Source organism: Janthinobacterium sp. GW823-FHT06H09, from assembly GCF_058794735.1.
Map to the genome: position 1 here is coordinate 243,047 of NZ_JBXAHC010000001.1, position 20,601 is coordinate 263,647.

General features: G+C 61.8%; 25 protein-coding genes. 5 read left to right on the forward strand and 20 right to left on the reverse strand.

Annotation, left to right across the window (positions count from 1 at the left end):
• Nucleotides 1–39: 39 nt before the first annotated feature.
• The 6 genes from AC1Q6X_RS01165 to AC1Q6X_RS01190 all read right to left on the reverse strand — a co-directional run bounded on the left by AC1Q6X_RS01165 (nt 40) and on the right by AC1Q6X_RS01190 (nt 6,290).
• On the reverse strand, nt 40–795 hold the full coding sequence (locus AC1Q6X_RS01165; RefSeq protein ID WP_492494615.1) for an SIMPL domain-containing protein: 756 nt from the start codon (nt 793–795) through the stop codon (nt 40–42).
• 205 nt (nt 796–1,000) lie between these two features.
• Nucleotides 1,001–2,239, reverse strand: coding sequence for an MFS transporter (locus AC1Q6X_RS01170; RefSeq protein WP_492494617.1), 1,239 nt, complete (start codon nt 2,237–2,239; stop codon nt 1,001–1,003).
• Between the two features lie 176 nt (nt 2,240–2,415).
• Nucleotides 2,416–2,826 carry a hypothetical protein gene (locus AC1Q6X_RS01175; protein WP_492494619.1) on the reverse strand — a complete coding sequence of 137 codons (411 nt, stop codon included), beginning with the start codon at nt 2,824–2,826 and terminating at the stop codon, nt 2,416–2,418.
• A 149-nt stretch (nt 2,827–2,975) separates the two neighbouring features.
• Nucleotides 2,976–3,992, reverse strand: coding sequence for a ketol-acid reductoisomerase (gene ilvC / locus AC1Q6X_RS01180; protein ID WP_034750044.1), 1,017 nt, complete (start codon nt 3,990–3,992; stop codon nt 2,976–2,978).
• 74 nt (nt 3,993–4,066) lie between these two features.
• A complete protein-coding gene (gene ilvN, locus AC1Q6X_RS01185) occupies nt 4,067–4,558 on the reverse strand; it encodes an acetolactate synthase small subunit (protein ID WP_010399754.1) in 492 nt (163 codons plus the stop codon).
• Nucleotide 4,559: 1 nt separating this feature from the next.
• Nucleotides 4,560–6,290 carry an acetolactate synthase 3 catalytic subunit gene (locus tag AC1Q6X_RS01190; RefSeq protein WP_071650268.1) on the reverse strand — a complete coding sequence of 577 codons (1,731 nt, stop codon included), beginning with the start codon at nt 6,288–6,290 and terminating at the stop codon, nt 4,560–4,562.
• A 496-nt stretch (nt 6,291–6,786) separates the two neighbouring features.
• Here AC1Q6X_RS01190 and AC1Q6X_RS01195 point away from each other — a divergent pair, with 496 nt between their 5' ends.
• From AC1Q6X_RS01195 to AC1Q6X_RS01215, 5 genes are all read left to right on the forward strand, one after another.
• Nucleotides 6,787–7,356, forward strand: coding sequence for an RNA polymerase sigma factor (locus AC1Q6X_RS01195; RefSeq protein ID WP_034779551.1), 570 nt, complete (start codon nt 6,787–6,789; stop codon nt 7,354–7,356).
• Nucleotides 7,353–7,757: a DUF3619 family protein gene (locus AC1Q6X_RS01200; protein ID WP_492494623.1), complete on the forward strand. Its 405-nt coding sequence runs from the start codon at nt 7,353–7,355 to the stop codon at nt 7,755–7,757. The genes AC1Q6X_RS01195 and AC1Q6X_RS01200 overlap by 4 nt, the downstream gene beginning before the upstream one ends.
• The gene (locus AC1Q6X_RS01205) at nt 7,758–8,525 is read left to right on the forward strand and encodes a DUF3106 domain-containing protein (protein ID WP_492494625.1); all 768 of its coding nucleotides are present in this window, start codon (nt 7,758–7,760) and stop codon (nt 8,523–8,525) included.
• On the forward strand, nt 8,515–9,051 hold the full coding sequence (locus tag AC1Q6X_RS01210; protein ID WP_492494627.1) for an RDD family protein: 537 nt from the start codon (nt 8,515–8,517) through the stop codon (nt 9,049–9,051). Before AC1Q6X_RS01205 ends, AC1Q6X_RS01210 begins: the two co-directional genes overlap by 11 nt.
• A 63-nt stretch (nt 9,052–9,114) precedes the next feature.
• Nucleotides 9,115–9,543 (forward strand): group III truncated hemoglobin, encoded by a 429-nt coding sequence (locus tag AC1Q6X_RS01215; protein WP_492494629.1) that lies wholly within the window; start codon nt 9,115–9,117, stop codon nt 9,541–9,543.
• On the opposite strand, the gene AC1Q6X_RS01220 is transcribed toward AC1Q6X_RS01215, so the two are convergent.
• From AC1Q6X_RS01220 to AC1Q6X_RS01285, 14 genes are all read right to left on the reverse strand, one after another.
• Complete coding sequence (locus AC1Q6X_RS01220) at nt 9,540–10,298, reverse strand: rRNA pseudouridine synthase (RefSeq protein ID WP_492494631.1); 759 nt, start codon at nt 10,296–10,298, stop codon at nt 9,540–9,542. The genes AC1Q6X_RS01215 and AC1Q6X_RS01220 overlap by 4 nt on opposite strands.
• Nucleotides 10,299–10,536: 238 nt before the next feature.
• Nucleotides 10,537–11,454, reverse strand: a complete 918-nt coding sequence (locus AC1Q6X_RS01225) for a class I SAM-dependent methyltransferase (RefSeq protein WP_070311301.1) — start codon at nt 11,452–11,454, stop codon at nt 10,537–10,539.
• Complete coding sequence (gene iscX / locus AC1Q6X_RS01230) at nt 11,441–11,635, reverse strand: Fe-S cluster assembly protein IscX (RefSeq protein WP_070288776.1); 195 nt, start codon at nt 11,633–11,635, stop codon at nt 11,441–11,443. The genes AC1Q6X_RS01225 and iscX overlap by 14 nt, the downstream gene beginning before the upstream one ends.
• Nucleotide 11,636: 1 nt before the next feature.
• The gene (gene fdx / locus AC1Q6X_RS01235) at nt 11,637–11,978 is read right to left on the reverse strand and encodes an ISC system 2Fe-2S type ferredoxin (protein ID WP_070311300.1); all 342 of its coding nucleotides are present in this window, start codon (nt 11,976–11,978) and stop codon (nt 11,637–11,639) included.
• Between the two features lie 67 nt (nt 11,979–12,045).
• The gene (gene hscA / locus AC1Q6X_RS01240; RefSeq protein WP_492494634.1) at nt 12,046–13,926 is read right to left on the reverse strand and encodes a Fe-S protein assembly chaperone HscA; all 1,881 of its coding nucleotides are present in this window, start codon (nt 13,924–13,926) and stop codon (nt 12,046–12,048) included.
• Nucleotides 13,927–14,034: 108 nt separating this feature from the next.
• On the reverse strand, nt 14,035–14,550 hold the full coding sequence (gene hscB / locus AC1Q6X_RS01245) for a Fe-S protein assembly co-chaperone HscB (RefSeq protein WP_121670082.1): 516 nt from the start codon (nt 14,548–14,550) through the stop codon (nt 14,035–14,037).
• Between the two features lie 66 nt (nt 14,551–14,616).
• A complete protein-coding gene (iscA, locus tag AC1Q6X_RS01250; RefSeq protein ID WP_034750079.1) occupies nt 14,617–14,937 on the reverse strand; it encodes an iron-sulfur cluster assembly protein IscA in 321 nt (106 codons plus the stop codon).
• 51 nt (nt 14,938–14,988) lie between these two features.
• Nucleotides 14,989–15,378, reverse strand: a complete 390-nt coding sequence (iscU, locus tag AC1Q6X_RS01255) for a Fe-S cluster assembly scaffold IscU (RefSeq protein WP_034779562.1) — start codon at nt 15,376–15,378, stop codon at nt 14,989–14,991.
• Nucleotides 15,379–15,433: 55 nt separating this feature from the next.
• Nucleotides 15,434–16,690 (reverse strand): IscS subfamily cysteine desulfurase, encoded by a 1,257-nt coding sequence (locus tag AC1Q6X_RS01260; RefSeq protein WP_070311292.1) that lies wholly within the window; start codon nt 16,688–16,690, stop codon nt 15,434–15,436.
• Nucleotides 16,691–16,730: 40 nt separating this feature from the next.
• On the reverse strand, nt 16,731–17,207 hold the full coding sequence (gene iscR, locus AC1Q6X_RS01265) for a Fe-S cluster assembly transcriptional regulator IscR (RefSeq protein ID WP_034779566.1): 477 nt from the start codon (nt 17,205–17,207) through the stop codon (nt 16,731–16,733).
• Between the two features lie 189 nt (nt 17,208–17,396).
• Nucleotides 17,397–17,948 carry a riboflavin biosynthesis intermediates N-glycosidase gene (gene ybiA / locus AC1Q6X_RS01270; RefSeq protein ID WP_230505099.1) on the reverse strand — a complete coding sequence of 184 codons (552 nt, stop codon included), beginning with the start codon at nt 17,946–17,948 and terminating at the stop codon, nt 17,397–17,399.
• Nucleotides 17,949–17,986: 38 nt separating this feature from the next.
• Nucleotides 17,987–18,766: a uracil-DNA glycosylase family protein gene (locus AC1Q6X_RS01275; protein WP_230505097.1), complete on the reverse strand. Its 780-nt coding sequence runs from the start codon at nt 18,764–18,766 to the stop codon at nt 17,987–17,989.
• Nucleotides 18,767–18,906: 140 nt separating this feature from the next.
• Complete coding sequence (gene maiA / locus AC1Q6X_RS01280) at nt 18,907–19,557, reverse strand: maleylacetoacetate isomerase (protein ID WP_492494638.1); 651 nt, start codon at nt 19,555–19,557, stop codon at nt 18,907–18,909.
• A gap of 14 nt (nt 19,558–19,571) precedes the next feature.
• Entirely contained in the window at nt 19,572–20,594 is a 1,023-nt protein-coding gene (locus AC1Q6X_RS01285) for a fumarylacetoacetate hydrolase family protein (RefSeq protein ID WP_492494640.1), read from the reverse strand.
• Between the last annotated feature and the right edge of the window lie 7 nt (nt 20,595–20,601).

Sequence of the window (20,601 nt, forward strand, 5' to 3'; positions counted from 1 at the left end):
TCCCGCCGCATTGATCAGCTTACTTCAGCTTACTTCAGCTTACTTGAACTTGACCTTGCCGACGACGCGCATGTCGAGCGTCGTTTCGCCCGGCTCGAAGCTCGGTTCGGCGACGGTGCTGTCTTCGGCCATCTTGGCGCTGCGCATCATCATCGGCGCGGCGGCAGGACGGCTTTCCGTGGCGTAGTTGCCCGAACCTTCGAAGTCGACCGTATCGAGCACGGCGTCCGAGACGTTGCGGCCCATGGCCTTGGCGATGGCGGCCACGCGCTCGTTCAGGTTTTTATAGGTGGCGGCGATGCGCTGGTCGTCCAGCAAGCGGATGGTTTCCGGCTTCAGGCCGAAATTCAAGCCATTCAGGGACAGCACGCCTTGCGCCGCCGACACGGTTTTTGGCAGGGACGCCAGGTTGGCCGTCGTCACTTCCAGGTACTGGCCGACGCGCCAGGCCGTCGGCAAACGCGGCTTGGCCACGGCGCCAGCCGGCAATGGACGCTCTTCCGGGTAAACGGGATAGGTGTAGTAGCCGTACGATTTCAGTGCCGCCGACGGGTCGGCCTGCTTGACGATGGCGATACCCTTGTTCATCTTCTGGTTGACTCGCGACGCAGCGGCAGCCTTGTCCTTGTCCTGTTCTTCGACGGCCAGGGTAGCGACCACCTGGTCATTGACATGCTTGACTTCGCCAAACGCGGGGACCACCACCAGGGTGCCGGAAGTCGGCAAAGATTGGGCTTGCGCGCTCAGGGCAACGGTGGCTGCGGCGGCAACAAGGACGGATTTCATCACGGTCATGGGGGTACTCCTAGGTAGTTAATGTGGCTGACAGCCCGCGAAAGGGACGCTTTTGCCATCCCTTTCGCCTGAGAAACTTGTCAAACTGTGTAGATTCTAACGCCTCATTCATTCCCGTGGCGCAAATTAACAAATCGTCACAAAATGTGCTCGCCAGTCACATCTGCTCACATTTCAACACACCGTCATTGAAAATAACAGTGTATTAATGACCCAGCACCGCGCCGCCGCTGCGCCGGCCCGGCTTGAAACTGTGGCGGTGCGCGCACCAGGCGATGGTCAACGCCACCAGCAGCAAGGCCAGCATGGCCCACGGGAACGATGCCGCGCCATAGCCGTCGAGCAGCATGCCGCCCGCCAGGCCGCCGCCCGCGATGGCCACGTTCCAGATGGTCGCCACCATCGCTTGCGCCACATCCATGCCGTCGCCGGCCGCGTCCGCCGACGCCGTCTGCAGCAAGGTGCCGGCGCCGCCAAAGGTGATGCCCCAGATGGCCATGCTGACATAGATCACGGCGGGCGAGTCCATCGCCAGCCCCAGCGCCACCATCACGAGGGCAAAGGCGGCGATGCAGCCCAGCACGAGCGGGCGCAGCCAGCGGTCGATCAGCTGGCTGACCAGCCAGATGCCGGCCAAGGAGCCCACGCCATACACGAGCAGCACCAGGTCGACGCGGGGGCGCAAGCCGGACGGCGCCAGGAACGGCGCGATATAGGTATAGAGAATGTTATGCGCCAGCATCCAGGCGACGATCACCGCCAGAATCGGCCGCACGCCCGGCGTCATGAACACCTGGCGGATCGACAGACGTTCGCCGTTCTTTTGCCCCGGATAATCGGGCACGACCAGCAGCACCCACGCGACCAGCACCACGGCCAGGCCGGACATGATGCCGAAGATGCTGCGCCAGCCCAGCACGCCACCCATCAGGGTGCCCAGCGGCACGCCCAGCGACAGGGCCAGCGGCGTGCCGATCATGGCGATAGCCATCGCCCTGCCCTGCTGTTCCACGGACACCATGCGGCGCGCGTAGCCGGCCATCAAGCCCCAGGCCAGGCCGGCGGCCATGCCCGTCACGAAGCGCGCCACCAGGGCGACGAAATAGTTGGGCGCCAGGGCCGTCGCCGTATTGAAGATCAGGAAGCCGATGATGGCCAGCAACAAGACATTGCGCCGGCGCCAGGTGCTGGTGAGCGCCGTCAGGGGAATCGCCGTCAATATGGAACCGATGGCGTAGACGGTGACCAGCTGGCCCGTCATGACTTCGGAAATATTCAGGTCGCGGGCAATCTGCGGCAGCAAGCCGGCCGGCAAGGTTTCGGACAGGAGGGCGAGAAACGCCGTCATGGCCAGGGCCAGCAAGGCGAGGATGGGAAGCCGTTCGGCAACGGAGGATTCAGCAGTGCCCGGCATGGGTACTGTGGCGGTAGTGCGGTCGGTCATAGGGGTCCTTCAGGTTGCCAGACGGCTGATCAATTAGCGCCTGGCGTGCTACAAAAGCGGTGATGCGCGTTGCGGTCGGCAGATACCGAAACAGATGCAGTCCATAGGAAACTGCAAAGGAAGGGCGGGATTGTAAAGCAAACGCGCCAACAGCGTGTGCACGAAATCAACCGTGCTCAGGCTGGCGTCATGCAGGCATCATTGGCCGCCTTGCGCGGCGAAAACCAGGCATTCGATTTCGGACTGTACAGGAAGGCGCAGATGACGGCGAACATGAGCGCGCCAGGCAAGACGTTCATCTTCAGCGGCAAGGTCGCCAGACAGAACGCAATGTCGATCACGCCCCATACCAGATACACGGTGCGCGCGCCACGCTGCCTTTGCAGCATGGCCAGCGCTGTCACCAGGGTAAGGCCCAAGCTGAAGAGCATCATCGCGTATTGCACCTCGGCGGGAATCACGCCGTGCCCCATGCCGGCCAGCATGGAGGGATCGTTGCGGCCGAGGTAAGCCGACACCAGCGCTGACAGCGAGCTGAGGACCAGAAACCAGCAGCTGATGGCAACCGAGACGGGGCGCTTGACCACATGAAGATTCCCGACAAAAACTTTAGAAAAAACGAGCATGGTGCTGACGCTATGGTTGAATGGGCCTGATTGTAACGGATGTTGGCGGCCAAACGCCCGCGCAAAAAAAAGCCGGCTTGCGCCGGCTTCGTGTGAGGAACGATTGCTGCTTAGTTCTTCGACTGGTCAACCATCTTGTTCTTGGCGATCCAAGGCATCATGGCGCGCAGTTTCGCGCCCACTTCTTCGATCTGGTGCTCGGACGTCAGGCGGCGGCGCGAGATCAGGGTCGGTGCGCCTGCCTTGTTTTCCAGGATGAAGCTCTTCGCGTATTCGCCCGTTTGAATATCTTTCAGGCATTGACGCATCGCATCCTTGGTGGCCGAGGTGACGACTTTAGGGCCGGTCACGTATTCGCCGTATTCGGCGTTGTTCGAGATCGAGTAATTCATGTTGGCGATGCCGCCTTCATAGATCAGGTCGACGATCAGCTTCAGTTCGTGCAAGCACTCGAAGTACGCCATTTCAGGCGCGTAGCCCGCTTCCGTCAGGGTCTCGAAGCCGGCCTTGATCAGTTCCACGGCGCCGCCGCACAGCACGGCTTGTTCACCGAACAGATCCGTTTCGGTTTCTTCACGGAAGTTCGTTTCGATGATGCCGGCACGGCCGCCGCCGTTGGCCGAGGCGTACGACAGGGCGATATCGCGGGCGATGCCCGATTTGTCCTGGTACACGGCGATCAGGTGGGGCACGCCGCCACCCTGGGTGTACGTGGCGCGCACGGTGTGGCCCGGGGCTTTCGGCGCGACCATGATGACGTCCAGGTCGGCGCGTGGCACGACTTGGCCGTAATGCACGTTGAAGCCGTGGGCGAAGGCCAGCACGGCGCCTTGCTTGGCGAACGGCGCGATGTTTTCGTTATAGACCTGGGCGATGTTTTCATCCGGCAGCAAGATCATGATGACGTCGGCCGCTTTCACGGCGTCGTTGACTTCCGCCACTTTCAGGCCGGCTTGCTCGACCTTAGTCCACGAAGCGCCGCCCTTGCGCAGGCCGACGGTGACATTGACGCCCGAATCGTTCAGGTTTTGCGCGTGTGCATGGCCTTGCGAACCGTAGCCGATGATGGCAACGTTTTTGCCTTTGATCAAGGAGAGGTCAGCGTCTTTGTCGTAAAAAACTTTCATGGTATTTCCTATCATTTGATGATGCGTTGTTGTTTTAAATGCGGCGCCAGGGCCGCGTAGTTCTGCTTATATTTTTATACTTTGAGGATGCGTTCGCCGCGGCCGATGCCGGAACCACCCGTACGGACGGTTTCCAGAATGGCGGCGCGGTCGATCGAATCGATGAACGCGTCGAGCTTGACCTTGTTGCCGGTCAGTTCGATCGTGTACGTCTTTTCGGTGACATCGATGATGCGGCCACGGAAGATATCGGCGGTGCGCTTCATTTCCTCGCGCTCCTTGCCCACGGCACGAACCTTGATCAGCATCAACTCGCGTTCGATATGCTGGCCTTCGGTCAGGTCCACCACCTTCACCACTTCAATCAGACGATTCAGGTGCTTGGTGATCTGCTCGATGATGTCGTCCGAACCGCTGGTGACGATGGTCATGCGCGACAGGGTCGAGTCTTCCGTCGGCGCCACGGTCAGTGTTTCGATGTTGTAGCCGCGTGCCGAGAACAGGCCCACCACGCGCGACAGGGCGCCCGCTTCGTTTTCCAGCAAGACAGAAATAATGTGGCGCATATTAGAGATCCTCCGAACCGAGCATCATTTCGGACAGGCCTTTGCCGGCTTTCACCATGGGCCACACGTTTTCGGACTGGTCGGTAATGAAGTTCATGAATACCAGCCTGTCTTTCATGCCAAACGCCTCTTTCAGCGCGCCATCGACGTCGCCCGGTTTTTCAATTTTCATGCCCACGTGGCCATAGGCTTCCGCCAGCCTTTCGAAGTCGGGCAGCGAATCCATGTACGACTCGGAATAGCGCGAACCGTAATCGATTTCCTGCCACTGGCGCACCATGCCGAGGAAACGGTTGTTGAGCATGATGATCTTCGGCGTCAGGTGATACTGCTTGCACGTGGCGAGTTCCTGGATGCACATCTGGATCGAACCTTCGCCGGTAATACAAGCAACGGTGGCGTCCGGATTGGCCATCTGCACGCCCATGGCGTACGGCAAGCCGACACCCATGGTGCCCAGGCCGCCGGAATTGATCCAGCGGCGCGGCTTGTCGAAGCCATAGTATTGCGCCGCCCACATCTGGTGCTGGCCCACGTCGGACGTGATGAAGGCGTCGCCCTTGGTGATCTGGAACACTTTTTCCACCACCGATTGCGGCTTGATGACCAGGTCGGAGGTCGGGTATTTCAGGCATTCGCGGCCACGCCATTCGGCGATCTGCTTCCACCAGTTGCTCAAGGCATTGACATTCGGCTTGGCTTCGGCCGCGTCGAGTTGCGCGAGGAACTCGATCAGCACGTCCTTGACGTTGCCGACGATGGGGATATCGACCTTGACGCGCTTGGAAATCGACGATGGATCGATGTCCACGTGGATGATCTTGCGCGGATGCGAGGCGAAATGTTTCGGGTTGCCGATCACGCGGTCATCGAAACGGGCGCCGATGGCGATCAGGACGTCGCAGTTCTGCATCGCCATGTTCGCTTCATAGGTGCCGTGCATGCCGGGCATGCCGACATACTGCTCGCTCGAGGCGCGGTAGCCGCCCAGGCCCATCAAGGTGTTGGTGCACGGGAAACCCAGGCGGTCGACCAGCTTGTTCAGCTCGGCCGAGGCATTTGCCAGGATGACGCCGCCGCCCGTGTAGATCATCGGGCGTTCGGCTTGCAGCAACAGCTGCACGGCCTTGCGGATCTGGCCCGAGTGGCCCTTGTCGACGGGACGGTAGGAACGCATCTCGACTTCCTTCGGATAATCGAAATGGCATTTGTGCATGCTGATATCCTTGGGGATATCGACCAGCACGGGTCCCGGACGGCCGGTACGGGCGATAAAGAAGGCTTTCTTGATCGTCGCTGCCAGGTCCTTGACGTCCTTGACGAGGAAGTTATGCTTGACGACGGGGCGCGTGATGCCGACCGTGTCGCATTCCTGGAACGCATCCTGGCCGATGGCGTGGCTCGGCACCTGGCCGGAGATCACCACCATGGGAATCGAGTCCATGTACGCGGTCGACAGGCCCGTGACGGCATTCGTGACGCCCGGACCGGACGTGACGATGGCGACACCGACTTTGTTCGAGCTGCGCGAATAGGCATCGGCGGCGTGGATCGCGGCCTGCTCGTGGCGTACCAGGATATGCTGGAATTTGTTTTGCTGGAAGATGGCGTCGTAGATGTAGAGTACGGCTCCGCCCGGATATCCAAAGACGTGCTCGACGCCCTCTTCAGCCAGACAGCGCACGACAATTTCTGCGCCCGTAATTGGTCCTGCTGCTGCTTCGGTATTCATGAAACATTCCTTTCAAGGTCCATTGGAGATTGATCGGATGTTCTTTCCTGACGAGGTACGCCTAACGCAACAGTGCTCCTGCTTCCCTTTTCATGCGGTCACGCAATTTCTTTGGGCACCCATAGATACCTTACAAAACAACGCTTAACGCAACTCGTTTGGCCGGAGTTTCTGTGGCGCCTGTACGAACCGCTCGCGCTTGTGGCGCGGGTTAGAACAAACTGCCTACAAATGAAAGCGCGTCTTGCCGCTGCTGGCCTTGTGTGCCGGTCGCGACCTGACCATAGGGCTTTGGGGTGTTCAAAGCGTCCCATACGTTATCGCGTTGCACCATTATGGTCAAGGAAAATGTCGGCCTCGCTGCATTTTTGCTCACACAACGTGCAAAAACCCTGCGGAAACGCACATTTTTTGCTAGCATGCACGGGGTTGCAAAAAGCATACCCGCCCCCATTTCGCCCACCGCATCCCGCAGCCGCTAAGATCCCCATACCGCATGGCAACAGACAAAGAATTATCCGACTTTCTAGAAAATGTCGAGCGGCGCGCTTTCAAGCAGGCCGCCTACGCGGTCCGCAAGGAAGAATCGGCCCTCGACATCGTGCAGGACGCCATGATCAAGCTGGCCGAGAAATACGGCGACAAGCCGGCCGCCGAGCTGCCGATGCTGTTCCAGCGCATCTTGCAGAACACCATCCTTGATTATTTCCGCCGCGAAAAAGTTCGCAACACCTGGGTCAGCCTGTTTTCCGGCATGAAGCCCTCGGGCGACGAACATGAAGATTTTGATATACTTGACACGTATGAATCGGAACAGGGCTCCAGCGCCGCCGAATCGTCGGCCGACCAGGTCGAACGCGCGCAAATCCTTGATTTGATTGATGCCGAGGTACAAAAACTGCCCTCACGTCAACGCGAAGCCTTCCTCATGCGTTATTGGCAGGACATGGATGTGGCTGAAACAGCGGAAGCGATGGGTTGCTCCGAAGGTAGCGTGAAAACACATTGCTCTAGAGCTACCCACACGCTCGCCGAATCGCTGAAAGCCAAGGGAATTAAATTATGAACACCGACGATCTCAATTTCGCTTACAAAGTGCGCCATGCACTGAACGAAAAACTCCACGACCTGCCCGCATCGACCACCGATCGCCTGGCAGCGGCACGCAAGCAGGCCCTGTCGCGCAAGAAGGCGGACGCGCCCGCCGCCGTTGCCGTGCGCCAGAACGTGTTCGCCGGCGTCGCCAGCAGCCTGTTCGTCGAGCCGCTGTCGTGGCTGGGCCGCATGAGCGTGATCATCCCCCTGCTGCTGCTCGTCGGCGGCCTGGTGGGCATCTATCAGTTTGAGCAGGAACAACATATTGCCGAACTGGCAGAAATCGATGCCGCCGTTCTGTCGGACGAATTGCCGCTGTCTGCGTACATGGACCATGGCTTCAACGCCTACCTGACGAAACGCGAGCAATAAATGGCAGGCACGAGCGTACGCAAAGGCTGGCTGGCCGGCGGCATCGGCCTGGGCGCCTGCGCCCTGGCGGGCGCCGCCTGGGTAGGCGCGCAGCAACATCCCGCGCCCGCCGCGCCTCCCGTGGCGCCAGCGCCCGTGGTGGCGCCGGCGCCGGCCTCAGCCATCAAGCCCGGTTCGCCCCGCACAGCCGGCAAGGGCGGCACGCCGCCCAAGGCCAGCGAGAATCCATCGTGGAACAAGCTGTCGCGCGCGCAGCAGGAAGCCCTGCAGCCGCTGGCGGGCGAATGGAACAAGCTGGAACCGCTGCGCAAGCAGAAATGGCTCGATATCGCCAGCCGTTTTGCCTCGATGACGGCGGACGAGCAAATCCGCGTGCATGAACGCATGCGCGAATGGATCAAGCTGACGCCGGAACAGCGCCGCCTCGTGCGCGAAAACTACACGCGCACGAAGAAGATTGATCCGGGTCAAAAAACCGCGCAATGGGAGCAATACCAGCAATTGCCGGAAGATCAAAAGAAAAAGCTGGCGACGGAACTCGTGCCGAAAAAACCGCTGGGCAAGGTGCCAGCGATCAATTCGACCACGAGCAAGCCGCCCGTGATCGTGCCGCCCGCCACGCCGGCAGCGCCTGCCGCCGCGCCCGTCCTGCCGCCAGCCGCTGCGCCAGCGGCGGCCGTGCCGCTCACGGATCCTGCCACGACTCCCGCCGCCGTGCCCGTCACGCCACCTGTTACGCCTGCCCCACTGCCGACCAATGTTAAATAGCACGCCCGCCGCCAGCATCACTTCCCATCCCACGATCAAGCGCCGCCTGATTTCCATGGTGTACGAGTCGCTGCTGGCCCTGGCCGTGCTGTTTTTGCCCTTCCTGCTGTTTGAACTGGCCGTGCAGGGCGCGCATACGCCCATGACGGAACACATGCGCCAATGCCTGGCCTTCCTCGTCATGGGCGCGTATTTCATCCACCAATGGAGCCGCGAAGGGCAAACCCTGGCCATGAAGACGTGGCGCCTGAAAGTCGTGCTGCCGGGCCACGCCCACGTGCCGCTGCGCGTGGCTGCCTACCGCTACATCCTGTCATGGATGTGGCTGCTGCCAGCGCTCGTGGCGGCATATGCCTTCGACCTGCAGCACTGGACAGCCTTGGGCGCCATCGGCGTGGGCATCCTGGCCTGGTCGGCCACGGCCCTGTTCAGCGGCAACGGGCAATTCCTGCACGACAAGCTGGCAGGCACGCAGATCGTGCAATTGCCGGCACCCGCGAAAAAGGCGAAGAAAGTCGCCGCCTGAGTTTTTAGGCGGCTTGACCTGGGTCATTGAAGCGCCACGGGGGCTCTGCGATCATGGCATGCCATGAAGAATACCGCCCCCCTCCCCCACACACGCTTCGCCCCCTATCGCGAGGAAGTCTGCAGCGAAGACGACGTCAAGCATCTCGTCCACACCTTTTATGCGGCCGCGCGCGACGACGCCATGCTGGGCCCCATCTTTGCCGCCGAGGTCAAGGATTGGGATGCCCACTTGGCAACATTGGTCGATTTCTGGTCAGGCTTGCTGCGCGGCACCATGCGCTACCACGGCAAGCCGCTGGCCCAGCACGCGAATATGGAAAACCTGACGCCGTGCATGTTCCGCCGCTGGCTGACCCTGTTCTTCGCCACGACCGAGAGCATGGGCAACCCGGCCCTGCAGGAAAAGGTCGATACCATCGCCTTGAATATTGCCGAACGGCTATGGAAAAGCTTTGCGGAAAGCCACGCCATCGTGGCACCGCAGCTTTAGAACCTCTCGTAACCCTGCAGATAGCGCCACTGACCTGACGGTATGGCGCCCATCGGGATGCGGCCGATGCGCAAGCGCTTCATGGCGACGACGTCCAGTCCCACCATCTTGCACATGTGGGCGATCTGGCCCGGCTGCACGTTTTTCAGGGCGAAGCGCAGGCGCGTCTCGTTCTGCCAGCTGACCTTGATCGGCGGCAAAGGCTTGCCATTGAAGGGCAAGCCGTGATTGAGCAGCGCCAGGCCGTTTTCAGCGATAGTGCCCGACACTTCCACGATGAATTCCTGCTCCACCGTTTTCGCTTCATCGACCAGCTTGCGGGCGACGCGGAAATCCTGCGTGAACACCAGCAGGCCGGACGCCATGGTATCGAGCGGATTGGTGATGGTCAGGCCGATCAAATGGCGCTTGAGGAAGCGCGTGATGGAGCTGGGCGCCACGTTCTCCGGCGTAAAAATCTCTTCGGGACGCAAACAGCTCAGGGCCGGCTTGCCTTCCGCGCCGACGCCGCCATTGATGCCGGCCGGCTTGTGCAGCAGGATCGTCACGGGCGGCATTTCTTCCAGCGTGGCGTTTGGCAGCAGCACCACGGTCTGGTTGTCCGCCACGCGCGCGCCCGACTCTTCCACCATCACGCCGTCGACCGTCACCCAGCCGCCCTCGATATACAGCTCGGCCTCGCGGCGCGAACAGGGCACGTCTTCGGACAGGCGCTTGGCCAGGCGGACGGTGGGCATTTCAATAGGTGTGGTCATGGGGAGGCTAAAAAAGCAAGAGGAGGAGAAAGCCGGTATTGTAACCGACCCGCTCCTCCCCCTTTTTGCTGATTGCGCTGGTGATTGCCGGATTACGCTGCTGATTGCCGGATTACGCTGCTGATTGTCGGATTACGCTGCGCTAATCCGACCTACCCGACCTACCTGACCTACCCGGGCTGCGCGGCCGTGACTGATTTGGTAGGTTGGCTTAGCGGCTAGCCGCGTAAGCCAACAATCAGGCTTGCGCCTTGGCCAATTCCTCGGCAAAGAAACGGTGGCCCATCTCTTCCAAGCCCAAGGTCTGCAGCACTTCCTGCAGGCGCTCCGTCGGGCGCTGGCGCGGCAGGTTTTTGTAGCTGGCGATGATCAGTTCATTCTTCATCGAATGCTCCCAGCCCACCAGTTCCGTCACGCTGACCTGGTAGCCATGCGCTTCCAGCTGCAAACAGCGCAGCACGTTGGTGATCTGGCTGCCGAACTCGCGCGTGTGCAGCGGGTGGCGCCACAATTCCGTCAAGACGTTCTTGCCCAGGCTCTTGCCCTTGTTCTTCTTCAGGACGGAAGCGACTTCGGCCTGGCAGCACGGCACCAGCACCATGAACTTCGCCTTTTTCTTCAGGGCAAAGTGGATGGCGTCATCGGTGGCCGTGTTGCAAGCGTGCAAGGCCGTGACGATGTCGATCTGCTGCGGCAGCAGGTTCGATTCCGTCGATTCGGCCACGGACAGGGGCAGAAAGGACATGCCGGGAAACTTGAATTTCTTCGCCAGCTCCTGCGAACGCTGCACCAGTTCTTCGCGCGTCTCGATGCCGTAGATGTGCGAACCGTCGTTGCCGTTCTTGAAGAACAGATCGTACAGGATGAAACCCAGATACGACTTGCCGGCGCCGTGGTCGACCAGCGACACGCCGGGGTGGTCGAGCTGCACTTCGCGCAGCAGCGGCTCGATGAACTGCGTCAGGTGGTACACCTGCTTGAGCTTGCGGCGGCTATCCTGGTTCATCTTGCCGTCGCGCGTCAGGATGTGCAACTCCTGCAGCAAGGCAACCGACTGGCCATCCTTGATCTCGGGCATGTTGCTGGCGGCCGTGATGACGTCTTTCGGTGCAGCGGCTGCGGTGGCGGCGGGTGCCGCGCCCTTAGCGCGCTTCATCGATCCACGCCATCTGTATCGCTTCGAGCACTTTTTCGCCGCCGCGCGTGTGGTCATCGTCGAAGCCGTCCAGCTCCACCACCCAGTTGTGCAGGTCGGTGAAACGCACGGTCAGCGGATCGATGTCCGGATGCGCGTCGAACAAAGCCTCGGCGATCGCGTGTATGTCGGACCATTTCATCTTAGTGGCTGCCTTCGCTGACCTGGTTGATCGTGTATTTCGGGATTTCGACGACGAGGTCGGCCTCGGCCACGATGGACTGGCACGACAGGCGCGACACGGCTTCCAGGCCCCAGGCCTTGTCCAGCATATCTTCTTCCAGTTCCGTCGCTTCGTTCAAGGATTCGATGCCTTCGCGCACCAGCACGTGGCAGGTGGTGCAGGCGCACGACTTTTCGCAGGCGTGCTCGATGTCGATGTCGTTTTCCAGCAGGATGTCGCAAATGGACTTGCCGCTTGGTGCTTCGATGACGGCGCCGTCCGGGCAAAGCTTGGCGTGCGGCAGGATAACGATTTGTGGCATGGTTTCTTCTTTCAGTCTGTCATTCGGAGCGCGGCCGCCATATCGGCGGCACGCTGTTCAATTGGTTTTATACGACCTGGTCCAGCGTTTTGCCGGTCAATGCCGTGCGCACGCTGCGGTCCATGCGGCGCGAGGCGAAATCCTCGGTGCCGTCGGCCAGTGCTTCGATCGCCAGCTTCAAGGCCTGGTGGTCGATGGCGCCGCTTTGCGATTGCGCAATAGCGTCGCGCACCTTCGTCATCAAGCCATCGACAGCCACGCGCTCGGTGTCGTCCAGCAAGCCGCCGTCCTCGTCCAGCGCCGACTGCGTGGCCAGCAGGATGCGTTCCGCTTCCACCTGCTCTTCGCGCAGCGCGCGCGCCACCATGTCGGTGTCGGCGGAGGTGTAGGAATCCTGCAGCATGCGGGCGATGTCGTCGTCGCCCAGGCCGTAGGCCGGCTTGACGCTGATCGACGCTTCCACGCCCGAGCGCAATTCGCGCGCCGAGACGGACAGCAAGCCGTCCGCATCGACCTGATAGGTGATGCGGATGCGCGCGGCGCCCGCCACCATCGGCGGAATGCCGCGCAATTCAAAACGCGCCAGGGAACGGCAATCGCTGACCAGTTCGCGCTCGCCTTGCAGCACGTGCACGGCCAGGGCCGTCTGGCCATCTTTAAATGTCGTGAATTCCTGGGCGCGCGCGCACGGTATCGTCGAATTGCGCGGAATGATCTTTTCCACCAGACCGCCCATGGTTTCGATACCGAGCGACAGCGGAATCACGTCCAGCAACAGCCAGTCGTCGCCGGCGGCACGGTTGCCGGCCAGCAAGTTCGCCTGGATGGCCGCGCCCAGCGCCACCACTTTATCGGGGTCGATATTCGCGTGCGGCGTCGTGTGGAAGAATTCGCTCACGGCGCGCTGCACGTGCGGCATGCGCGTGGCGCCGCCCACCATCACCACGCCGTCGACGTCGTCCGCATCCACGTTCGCGTCGCGCAGGGCTTTCTTGATGGCGTTCATGGTCTTGGCCACCAGGTGCTGCGTCATGGCGGCAAAGTCGGCTGCTGTGATGCGCAGGTGGATCTCTTCGCCCGAGTTCAGGGCCGCGTCGATCATCGTTTCCGGCTTGGTCGACAGCGTTTCCTTGATTTCGCGCGCTTTCACCATCAGGATGGCCGTGTCTTCGTCGGACAGCGGCGCCAGCTTGGCCTGCTCGCTGATCCAGCAGAACAGGCGGCGGTCGAAATCGTCGCCGCCCAGGGCCGAGTCGCCGCCCGTGGACAGCACCTCAAACACACCCTTGCTCAGCTTCAGGATCGAGATGTCGAAGGTGCCGCCACCCAGGTCATACACGGCGTACACGCCTTCGGAGGCGTTGTCGAGGCCGTAGGCGATGGCGGCGGCCGTCGGCTCGCTCAGCAGGCGCAAGACATTGATGCCGGCCAACTGGGCCGCATCTTTCGTCGCCTGGCGCTGCGCATCGTCGAAATACGCCGGTACAGTAATCACGGCGCCCACCAAGTCGTCGCCCAGCGAGTCTTCCGCACGCTGGCGCAAGGTGGCGAGGATTTGCGCCGACACTTCGACGGGGCTTTTCACGCCGGCCACGGTTTTCAGCTGCACCATGCCAGGCGTATCCTGGAAGTCGTACGGCAGGTTTTCCGCGTAGGCGATGTCGGCCAGGCCGCGGCCCATGAAGCGCTTGACGGACACGATGGTGTTCTTCGGGTCGGTGGTTTGCGCGGACAGGGCCTTGTAGCCGATGTTGGCGTGGCCGTTCGGCAGGTAGCGCACGACGGACGGCAGCAAAGAGTGCCCTTCTTCGTCGTTGAGCACCTCGGGAATGCTGTTGCGCACGGTCGCGACCAGGGAGTTGGTGGTGCCAAGATCGATGCCGACGGCCAGGCGGTGCTGGTGCGGCGCGGTCGACATGCCTGGTTCGGAAATTTGCAGAAGTGCCATTGTATTCGTGCCTCGATTAATTTTTTGCGTGATGCAGCTGATGCCTGGTGCGCATTATAAGACGGGGGCCGGACTGGCGCTTGGCACGCCGGTCAAGCGATCGCCGGGTCAAGCCTCGATGGCCTCATAGGCAAAACGCACTTCCTCGCCGAATTTGTCGAGGAACATCAGGGCGCGCACGCTTTGCGCCGCATTCACGTAGTCGGCGGCGTCCAGCTGGGCGGCCACCTGGGCCAGCAGTGCCTTGCGTTCGCCGCGCAGCTGGCGGTCCAGGGCATCGAGCGCGTCGGCGTCCTTGCCGGCGCGCGCATCGCCCAGTTCCTCGCGCCATTCCATCTGCTGCATCAGGAAGCTGACGGGCATGGCCGTGTTCGATTCCGTCTGCAGGTCGACGCCATTGAGTTCGCACAGGTATTGCGCGCGTTTTTGCGGGCTTTTCAGGGTTTGGTAGGCTTCATTGGCGCGCGTGGCCCATTGCATCGCCACGCGCTTTTCAGCGCTGCTGGCGTTGATGAAACGGTCCGGGTGGACCTTGCCCTGCACGTCGCGGTAGGCCGCGTCGAGCGCGCTCATGTCGAGCCCGAACTGCGCCGGCAACTGGAATAATTCGAAGTGGTTTTGCATAATTGTCAGTGGTCGCTGTACCGCAATCGATGGGTACAGCGCACCGACCGGGGTCTTGCCAGCTGTTTAAATCCTGAAGGACTCGCCGCAGCCGCAGGCGTCTTTTTCGTTCGGATTGTGGAACTTGAAGCCTTCGTTCAAGCCTTCGCGCGCGAAATCGAGTTCCGTGCCGTCGATGTAAGGCAAGCTTTTCGGGTCGACGAAGACTTTCACGCCGTGCGATTCGAAGACGCTGTCTTCGGCCGCCGCCTCATCGACATATTCGAGCTTGTAGGCCAGGCCCGAGCAGCCCGTGGTGCGCACGCCGAAGCGCAGGCCCATGCCCTTGCCGCGCCGTTCGATATAACGGTTGATGTGTTTCGCCGCTTTTTCGGTCAGTGTGATCATGTATTTCTCCGTAACTGCCCCGGCCTTGCGGCTGGGGCGGGCTACCAACGATTAAGCTGCTGCCGGGTGACGCGTTTGATAATCCAATACCGCCGCCTTGATGGCGTCTTCCGCCAGGATGGAGCAGTGGATCTTCACTGGCGGCAGGGCCAGTTCTTCGGCGATCTGCGTGTTCTTGATGGCCAGCGCCTGGTCCAGGGTTTTACCTTTGACCCATTCCGTTACCAGCGAGCTCGACGCGATGGCCGAACCGCAGCCATAGGTCTTGAATTTCGCGTCTTCGATCAGGCCATCGGCGCCGACCTTGATCTGCAGTTTCATCACGTCGCCGCAGGCGGGCGCGCCCACCATGCCGGTGCCGATGGTTTCATCACCCTTGTCGAAAGCGCCCACGTTGCGCGGGTTTTCGTAGTGATCGAGTACTTTGTCCGAGTAAGCCATTTTGATGCTCCTTTAATATTCTTGCCGGCCCCGTCAACAGGGGCCACGGTGTTGGTTAGTGGGCTGCCCATTGGATGGAATTGATGTCAATGCCATCTTTAAACATGTCCCACAGCGGCGACAGTTCGCGCAGCTTGTGTACTTTCGATTTCAGCAGGTTCACGGCGAAGTCGATGTCTTCCTCGGTCGAGAAACGGCCGATGGTGAAGCGGATCGAGCTGTGCGCCAGTTCGTCGCTGCGGCCCAGGGCGCGCAGCACGTACGATGGCTCCAGGCTGGCCGAGGTGCAGGCCGAACCGGACGACACGGCGATATCCTTGATCGCCATGATCAGCGACTCGCCTTCGACGTAGTTGAAGCTGACGTTCAGGTTGTGCGGCACGCGGTGGTCCATGTCGCCGTTGATGTAGACTTCTTCGATCTCTTGCAGGCCCTTGGCCAGGCGGTCGCGCAAGGCCTTGATGCGGCCGATTTCGCTGTCCATCTCTTCCTTGGCGATGCGGAAGCTTTCGCCCATGCCGACGATCTGGTGCGTCGGCAAGGTGCCCGAGCGCAGGCCGCGCTCATGGCCGCCGCCGTGCATCTGCGCTTCCAGGCGCACGCGCGGCTTGCGGCAGACGTACAGGGCGCCCACGCCTTTCGGGCCGTAGGTTTTATGTGCCGTGAAGGTCATCAGGTCGACCTTGGTCTTTTGCAGGTCGATGACAACCTTGCCCGTCGCTTGCGCGGCGTCGCAATGGAAGATGATGCCTTTCGAACGGCAGAACACGCCGATCTCGTCGATCGGCTGGATCACGCCGATTTCGTTGTTCACCAGCATCACCGACACGAGGATGGTATCCGGGCGCACAGCCGCGGCCAGCTGCTCGACGGTGATCAGGCCGTTGTCCTGCGGTTCCAGGTAGGTCGCTTCGAAGCCGATGCGTTCCAGTTCGCGCACCGTGTCGAGCACCGATTTGTGCTCGGTCTTGACGGTGATGATGTGCTTGCCCTTGGTCTTGTAGAACTGTGCCGCGCCCTTGATGGCCAGGTTGTTGCTTTCCGTCGCGCCGGACGTCCAGATGATTTCGCGCGGATCGGCGTTCACCAGGGCCGCCACGTGGCCGCGTGCCTCTTCCACGGCTTTTTCCGCCGTCCAGCCATACATGTGGCTGCGCGATGCCGGATTGCCGAACTGCTCGCGCAGGTAGGGAATCATCTTGTCGGCGACGCGTGGATCGATCGGCGTGGTGGCCGAGTAATCCATGTAGATCGGGAAATGCGGTGCGGTTTCAAAGTGCACTTGGCCTACGTTTTTTTCTGGGGCGTTCATCAATAACTCCTGCAATCAGCAACTTGGTATTTTGTTATGTTCAACCGAGGGCGGCGTGGTTACGGTGCATCACCATCACGCTTTGTTCGGCAATCTTTTGTCTCTGCTGGTCGACCAGGTCCTGCAAGGACACAGAATCCAGATAATCGACCATTTTTTCATTGAGCGTGGACCACAATTCATGCGTCATGCAGCGCGCGCCCGTGGCCGCGTCGGCGCCGTGGCAATGTTCCTTGCCGCCGCACTGCGTGGCATCGAGCGGCTCGTCGACGGCGATGATGATGTCGGCCACCGTCACCTTGTCGGCACGGCGCGCCAGGCTGTAGCCGCCGCCCGGACCGCGGATCGATTCGACGATCTCATGCCGGCGCAGCTTGCCGAACAGCTGCTCCAGGTAGGACAGGGAAATCGACTGGCGCTGGCTGATGCCGGACAAGGTGACCGGTCCCTTGCCCTGGCGCAGGGCAAGATCGATCATCGCTGTCACGGCAAAACGGCCTTTTGTAGTCAGACGCATACATCCTCTGGTCAACTGGTTTAAAATATTGCGGTTTTTCAACTCCTCAAACCCCGAGTAGTTGAATGATTTAGTCAAGTATAACAAATTCGGCGGGGTTTGTCAGAGCGCCCCTCGATGACCACAGGGCGGGAAGGGGCATGGCCGGCCGCGCCAGGCGCGGCGGCATCAGGAAAACAACAATACTGCTCAGGCACGCAGAGCGCTACGTACTTTCATTAACTCAAACCCCAGCAGGTTCAAGCCGTCCCAGCGGGCCGGATCGCCGATGCGTGGATTGTCCGACGCCAGGCCCACGCCCCAGATGCGGTCGACGGGACTGGCTTCGACGATGACGCGCTCGCCCGTGCCCAGCAAGAACTTGCGCAGCGCGGCTTTTTGCGAGAACTTGGCGAAGTTGCCATCGAAGACGATGCCCGCGCGCGCCGCCTCCCATACCCTGGCGTCAAAATTGGCCACTTCGCGCCCCAGCTTCTTCACTTCCGACGGCCGTTCGGCCGCCACGATGCGCGCCTGCACGGCCGTGTCGCCGAACAGGGCCGCCTTTTGCGCCATCATGTAGTGCTCGGCCGTGGCATACGTCACGCCAGCCAGGCTGAACGGCGACGGAAACCACTGACTGAAGCAGCTTTTGTCGGGCACCTGCGGCTGCGCCGGCGTGTGGCCCCAGAAATACAGATAGTCGGGCTCGCCGCCCGCCGCGATCCACGCCTTCAATTCTTCCACGTTACTGATTTGCATATTCCCCGCACTTCCGCCAGACAGGCGATGATTCAAGCTCAAGCACGCAACAGCTGCATCGGGCCAAACAGGGCCTGCATGTCGCTGTTGCCGATAAAGGACAGATTATACGGATGTTCCGCCGTCACCTGCGGCAAGGCTGCGGCCACCGGCAAGCGTTTGATGAGCTCGGCAATCTTGCCCCACAGCACCAGTTGCGGCAAGGCCGCCCCGCCCTGTTGCGCCAGCGCTTCCAGCACCACCTGCAGGAAAGGCAGCCAGCCGCGCGCATCCTGCACGGGCGGCACGTGGGCACGGAATACCAGCGCCGCGTTGAGCAGCAAGAAACCCTGCTCCGTCATCTTGCGCTGCAAGTCGGGCAGGGTCTGGATCACGCCGCTGCCGGTTTGCAGCGCGGCGGCCGCCACGGGCGCCATGGCGACGCCCGAGGTGTCGCCAGCCTGCAGCTGGCCATCGGCCACCAGCAGCATCTTCATGAAATTGCGCAAGGAGGTGGCGCGGTTGACGGGTTTCGACAGGCCCGTCGCCGACCACAGGCTGCCGACGGCGCCATCCATGAAGCACACGCCCGTGGCGCTGTCGGCACGCGGATACGGCCCCTCGCCCACCAGCACGTAGCGCACCTGCGCCAGCGGCAGGGCAAAGGCGGCGAACAGCCGGCCCTGCGTGGGCAGGTAATCGTCGGCGGCCAGCGCCGGCAGGTAGGCGGGATCGGCCGCCATCACGGCGTGCAAGCCGCGCAGCAGGACGGGACGCCAGGAAGCATGCGCCAGGGACAGGGCATCGGCGATGCTGGCAGGAACGGTTGTTGCGGTCATGGCGCGTCAGTAAAATATTTGGGCAAACGCAAATTGTAGCCTACCGGCAAGCAGGCATTGACTGCGCAAAATCAATTCCGCATAAAAAAGCCCCGGCCTGCATGCTGGCCGGGGCGGCTTACGTTTGATGCGGCTCAAACTTACTCGGCGTCGGGCTGCTGCGACGGATGGGCGGCGGCAAACGCCGGCAAGCCGGCGCAATGCGCATGGATGCGCGCCACGCGCGGGTACGGCGCCAGGTCGATGGCAAAGCGCTGCGCATTGAATACTTGCGGCACCAGGCAGCAATCGGCCATCGTCGGGCTATCGCCATGACAGAACAGGCCAGCTCCGGCCGGGTCGCCCTGCGCCAGCAGCGCTTCCACGGCTGCCAATCCCTCGGCCATCCAGTGGCGGTACCATTCCTGCTTGGCCTCGTCCGACAGCCCCAGGGTGTTTTTCAGGTATTTCAGGACGCGCAGATTCGTCAACGGATGGGCGTCGCAGGCGATCGCCAGCGCCAGCGCGCGCACGCGGGCGCGTCCCAGCGCACCCGCCGGCAGCAGCGGCACCGCTGGCCGCGTCTCGTCGAGGTATTCGAGCATGGCCAGCGACTGCGTCAGGATGGCGCCCTCGTCGTCGAGCGCCGGCACCAGAGCCGACGGGTTAACGGCGCGGTAGGCCGGCAGCAGCTGCTGGCCGCCGTCCTGTAGCAGGTGCACGGGGATGCTGTCGTAGGCGATACCCTTCAAATTCAAGGCAATGCGCACACGGTAGGCGGCCGAACTGCGGAAATAGGTGTACAGCTTCATGGGGCGCCCTCCCCTCAGGCGCGGCCGGCGTACAGGGCCACGGTTTGCTCGATGCTGCCGAAGATGCTGGCGCCCGCCGCGTCGCGCATCTCGATGCGCACCGTGTCGCCGAACTTCAGGTACGCCGTCTTGGGCGCGCCGTGTTCGATGGTTTCATACATGCGCACTTCGGCCAGGCAGCAGTAACCGACGCCGCCGTTTTCGATGCTGGAGCCGAACAGGTTGCCCTGCTTGTTCGACACGGTGCCGGAGCCGACGATGCTGCCGGCGCCCAGTTCGCGCGTCTTCGCCGCATGGGCGACGAGCTGCGCAAAATTGAAGGTCATGTCTTCGCCCGCATTTGGTTTGCCGAACGGTTTGTCGTTCAGATCCACGAGCAGCGGCAGGTGCAGCTTGCTGTCCGCCCAGTCGGCACCCAGTTCATCGGGCGTGACGGCGACGGGCGAAAACGCGCTGGCCGCCTTCGACTGGAAGAAACCGAAGCCCTTGGCCAGTTCACCCGGGATCAGGTTGCGCAAGGAGACATCGTTGACCAGCATCACCAGGCGGATCGCTTTCGCCGCGTCGTCCGCGCCGGCGCCCATGGCCACGTCGCCCGTGACAACGGCCACTTCCGCTTCCAGGTCGATGCCCCACTCTTCCGACAGGGCGAAGATGGGGTCGCGCGGGCCGATAAAGCTGTCGGAGCCGCCCTGGTACATCAGCGGGTCCGTGTAGAACGAGGCCGGCACTTCCGCGTTGCGCGCCTTGCGCACCAGTTCCACGTGGTTGATGTAGGCGGAGCCGTCGGCCCACTGGTAGGCGCGCGGCAGCGGCGAGTGGCACAGACTGGCGTCAAACGGCTGCGCGTCCGGCGCCTGGCCCGCGTTCAGGGCCGCGTAGGCCTGTTCCAGTTTCGGCGCCACGGCATCCCAGTTGTCGAGCGCCGCCTGCAGGGTGGGAGCGATGGCGGCCACGCGCTGGTACTGGCGCAGGTCGCGGCTGACGAGGATCAGGGCGCCGTCGCGGCTGCCGTTTTTCAGGGTTGCGAGTTTCATGGAGTGT

Excerpts from the sequence above, each read along its gene's own strand:
- AC1Q6X_RS01165 (WP_492494615.1), bottom strand. The coding sequence starts at position 795 with ATGACCGTGATGAAATCCGTCCTTGTTGCCGCCGCAGCCACCGTTGCC.
- AC1Q6X_RS01170 (WP_492494617.1), bottom strand. The coding sequence starts at position 2,239 with ATGACCGACCGCACTACCGCCACAGTACCCATGCCGGGCACTGCTGAA.
- ilvC (WP_034750044.1), bottom strand. The coding sequence starts at position 3,992 with ATGAAAGTTTTTTACGACAAAGACGCTGACCTCTCCTTGATCAAAGGC.
- ilvN (WP_010399754.1), bottom strand. The coding sequence starts at position 4,558 with ATGCGCCACATTATTTCTGTCTTGCTGGAAAACGAAGCGGGCGCCCTG.
- AC1Q6X_RS01190 (WP_071650268.1), bottom strand. The coding sequence starts at position 6,290 with ATGAATACCGAAGCAGCAGCAGGACCAATTACGGGCGCAGAAATTGTC.
- AC1Q6X_RS01195 (WP_034779551.1), top strand. The coding sequence starts at position 6,787 with ATGGCAACAGACAAAGAATTATCCGACTTTCTAGAAAATGTCGAGCGG.
- AC1Q6X_RS01200 (WP_492494623.1), top strand. The coding sequence starts at position 7,353 with ATGAACACCGACGATCTCAATTTCGCTTACAAAGTGCGCCATGCACTG.
- AC1Q6X_RS01205 (WP_492494625.1), top strand. The coding sequence starts at position 7,758 with ATGGCAGGCACGAGCGTACGCAAAGGCTGGCTGGCCGGCGGCATCGGC.
- AC1Q6X_RS01210 (WP_492494627.1), top strand. The coding sequence starts at position 8,515 with ATGTTAAATAGCACGCCCGCCGCCAGCATCACTTCCCATCCCACGATC.
- AC1Q6X_RS01215 (WP_492494629.1), top strand. The coding sequence starts at position 9,115 with ATGAAGAATACCGCCCCCCTCCCCCACACACGCTTCGCCCCCTATCGC.
- AC1Q6X_RS01220 (WP_492494631.1), bottom strand. The coding sequence starts at position 10,298 with ATGACCACACCTATTGAAATGCCCACCGTCCGCCTGGCCAAGCGCCTG.
- AC1Q6X_RS01225 (WP_070311301.1), bottom strand. The coding sequence starts at position 11,454 with ATGAAGCGCGCTAAGGGCGCGGCACCCGCCGCCACCGCAGCCGCTGCA.
- iscX (WP_070288776.1), bottom strand. The coding sequence starts at position 11,635 with ATGAAATGGTCCGACATACACGCGATCGCCGAGGCTTTGTTCGACGCG.
- fdx (WP_070311300.1), bottom strand. The coding sequence starts at position 11,978 with ATGCCACAAATCGTTATCCTGCCGCACGCCAAGCTTTGCCCGGACGGC.
- hscA (WP_492494634.1), bottom strand. The coding sequence starts at position 13,926 with ATGGCACTTCTGCAAATTTCCGAACCAGGCATGTCGACCGCGCCGCAC.
- hscB (WP_121670082.1), bottom strand. The coding sequence starts at position 14,550 with ATGCAAAACCACTTCGAATTATTCCAGTTGCCGGCGCAGTTCGGGCTC.
- iscA (WP_034750079.1), bottom strand. The coding sequence starts at position 14,937 with ATGATCACACTGACCGAAAAAGCGGCGAAACACATCAACCGTTATATC.
- iscU (WP_034779562.1), bottom strand. The coding sequence starts at position 15,378 with ATGGCTTACTCGGACAAAGTACTCGATCACTACGAAAACCCGCGCAAC.
- AC1Q6X_RS01260 (WP_070311292.1), bottom strand. The coding sequence starts at position 16,690 with ATGAACGCCCCAGAAAAAAACGTAGGCCAAGTGCACTTTGAAACCGCA.
- iscR (WP_034779566.1), bottom strand. The coding sequence starts at position 17,207 with ATGCGTCTGACTACAAAAGGCCGTTTTGCCGTGACAGCGATGATCGAT.
- ybiA (WP_230505099.1), bottom strand. The coding sequence starts at position 17,948 with ATGCAAATCAGTAACGTGGAAGAATTGAAGGCGTGGATCGCGGCGGGC.
- AC1Q6X_RS01275 (WP_230505097.1), bottom strand. The coding sequence starts at position 18,766 with ATGACCGCAACAACCGTTCCTGCCAGCATCGCCGATGCCCTGTCCCTG.
- maiA (WP_492494638.1), bottom strand. The coding sequence starts at position 19,557 with ATGAAGCTGTACACCTATTTCCGCAGTTCGGCCGCCTACCGTGTGCGC.
- AC1Q6X_RS01285 (WP_492494640.1), bottom strand. The coding sequence starts at position 20,594 with ATGAAACTCGCAACCCTGAAAAACGGCAGCCGCGACGGCGCCCTGATC.